Source organism: Halorubrum sp. SD612, assembly GCF_002135005.1.
Genome location: NZ_NEWI01000243.1, coordinates 1 through 2,752 on the forward strand (window position 1 = coordinate 1; position 2,752 = coordinate 2,752).

3 protein-coding genes are annotated in these 2,752 nt (G+C 73.5%); 2 read left to right on the top strand and 1 reads right to left on the bottom strand.

Annotated features, from left to right (window positions below; genetic code table 11):
- Positions 1-142: 142 nt before the first annotated feature.
- A complete protein-coding gene (locus B9G38_RS18415; RefSeq protein ID WP_198945721.1) occupies positions 143-310 on the bottom strand; it encodes a hypothetical protein in 168 nt (55 codons plus the stop codon).
- A gap of 113 nt (positions 311-423) precedes the next feature.
- On the opposite strand from B9G38_RS18415, the gene B9G38_RS15825 reads away from it, so the two are divergent.
- Together B9G38_RS15825 and eis are read left to right on the top strand one after the other, a co-directional pair.
- Positions 424-1,524, top strand: coding sequence for an NADH:flavin oxidoreductase/NADH oxidase (locus tag B9G38_RS15825; protein ID WP_086221012.1), 1,101 nt, complete (start codon positions 424-426; stop codon positions 1,522-1,524).
- Positions 1,525-1,600: 76 nt separating this feature from the next.
- Positions 1,601-2,752: enhanced intracellular survival protein Eis (gene eis / locus B9G38_RS15830; RefSeq protein ID WP_086221013.1), on the top strand; the 1,152-nt coding region annotated here is incomplete at its 3' end.

Genomic DNA, 2,752 nt, shown 5'->3' on the forward strand with positions numbered 1-2,752 from the left:
GGCGCCGTGCGGCCGGTCGCGCAGACGCCGCTGACGCTCGGCGCGCCCGGGGAGCGGCTCCGTTCCGAGGAGTGAGGACGGCGGCGCCGCACGGCGCGGACGGAACGGAGGCTGGCGTCCGCGAGAGGCGCCGAGAAGTTCCCTATCGGTCGCGGTCGAGATCGACCGTGAGGTCGGTCGCGATCCACGCGTCGGTGTTGCCCTGTTCGGCGAAGACGGTCCGCTCCTGGGAACAGCGGGTCGCGGCGACGGTCGGCCGCTCGTCGGCCGCCGCGTCGGCGTCCCGCTCGATCCGGTCTCCCGTTGTCATTACCGTCCGCTCAGGGACCACCGATGTTATAGATTTCGGTCGGCCTAAACCGGCGGCGGCGATCCGCGCGGGGGATCGGAGGGCCTTACCTCGCGGCGGCCGTTCGTCCGTCCGTGACCGATACGCTGTTCACGCCGCTCGCGCTTCGCGACACCGAGTTCCGAAACCGCGTGATGCTGTCGCCGATGTGCCAGTACTCCGCCGAGGACGGGCTGGCGAACGACTGGCACCGGGTCCACCTCGGCGCCCGCGCCGCCGGCGGCGCGGGGGTCGTGATGACGGAGGCGACCGCCGTCGAGTCCCGCGGCCGCATCACGCCGAGCTGCCTCGGTATCTGGTCCGACGACCACGCCGAGGCGCTCGAACCGGTCGTCGAGTTCGTCCGCTCGCAGGGCGCGACGCCGGGGATCCAGCTGGCGCACGCCGGGCGGAAGGCCTCCCATCGGCCGCCGGCCGAGGGGAGCGGCCCCATCCCGGCCGACGAACCGGAGGGCTGGGAGACGGTCTCCGCGACCGACGAGCCGTACCCGCACCCCGAGGTCGACGAGGGGGACCTGGCCGAGACGCGGCGACTCGACGGCGACGGGATCGACGCGGTGATCGACTCGTTCGCGGCCGCGGCGGAGCGCGCGCACGAGATCGGTTTCGAGGTCGCGGAGGTCCACGCGGCCCACGGCTACCTGCTCCACCAGTTCCTGTCGCCCGTCACCAACGACCGGGACGACGCGTACGGCGGGAGCTTCGAGGACCGCACCCGGCTCCTCCGCGAGGTCGTCGAGGCCGTGCGCGAGGTCTGGCCCGACGGCAAGCCCGTCTTCGTGCGCGTCTCCGCGACCGACTGGCTCCCCGACCGCGACTCGTGGGACGTGGACGACTCGGTGCGGCTGGCGCCGCTGCTCGCCGAGGCGGGCGCCGACCTGATCGACGTCTCCGGCGGCGGGATCCACCCCGACCAGGAGATCCCGAGCGCCGGACCGGGGTACCAGGTGCCCTACGCCGAGGCGATCCGGGAGGGGACCGACGTGCCCGTGGCCGCGGTCGGCGGGATCACGGAGCCGACTCACGCCGACGCCCTGGTCCGCAACGAGCGGGCCGACCTCGTCGCGCTCGGCCGCGAGATGCTCCGCCATCCGTACTGGCCGCTCGAGGCCGCCCACGAGCTCGGCGAGGAGGCCGAGTGGCCGGTCCAGTACCGCCGCGGCAAGTTCGACTGAGGCGGGTCGCCGACGGGGACGAGAGCTCCCCGCATGCCCCGGGAAGACTTATTCGGCTCCCGCGAGCCGACCGGGTATGGAGTACCGACCGTTCCCCGACGGGCGCGGCGACGAGTTCGGCGCGTTCATGCGGTACGCGTTCTCCCCGAGCGAGGGCCCGTACGACCCCGAAGAAGCGGACGGCCACGACACCATCGCCGACAGGCGGGGGCTGTTCGACGGCGGCGACCCGGTCGCGGTCTGCGCGCACCACTACTTCTCGCTGCGGATCCGCGGCGAGGACCGCGAGGTCGCCGGCCTCTCCGCGGTCGCGTCCCCGCCGGAACACCGCCGGCGCGGGAACGTCGGCCGCCTGCTCCGGGAGTCGCTGGCGGAGTACCGCGAGCGCGGCGTGGCCGTCTCGACGCTGTGGCCCTTCGAGTACCGCTTCTACGCCGGCTACGGCTGGGCGACCGCGTCCCGCTACCGGCACCTGACCGCGCCGCCGGCCCAGTTGGGGTTCGTCGACGATCTGGTCGCGACCGACGGCGACGACGCCGGACGCTTCCGCCGGCTCGGCGAGGCGGATTACGAGGCCGTGAAGCCCGTCCTCGCCGCGATGGCCGACCGCTACGACCTGACGATGGACTGGACCGAGGAGTGGTGGCGGGAGCGCGCGCTTCAGGGCTGGAAGACCGATCCGTTCGTCTACGGCTGGGAGCGCGACGGCGAGCTCCGGGCGGTCTGCGCGTACAGCTTTCGCGACGAGCCGGACGGGGACGACCCGACCCTGCGCGTCACCGACGTCGCCGTCGCGGACGACGAGGCGTGGTTCCAGCTGCTGCGCTTCTGTCGGAACCACGACTCGCAGGTCGACGAGGTACGGCTCCGCGCCCCGCCGGACGCGCCCCTGCTCGACCTCGTCGACGACCCGCGCGCCGTCGACTGCGAGGTCCGCACCGGGCCGATGGTCCGCGTCGTCGACGTCGCCGCCGCGCTCGAATCGCTCTCGCCCGACCCCGGAATCGAGACCGCGTTCTCGCTTTCGGTCGCCGACCCCCTCGCGGAGTGGAACGATCGGACGTTCCGGGTCGAGATCGCCGACGGGGCGGCGTCCGTCGAGCCGGTCGGCGACCGCGGAGAGGCGGGCGGCGACCGCGGAGAGAGGACCGACGAGAGCGGTTCAGAGGGTCGCGACGCGGACGCCGCGGTCGACGTCGGGACGCTCTCGCAGCTGTACGTCGGGTAC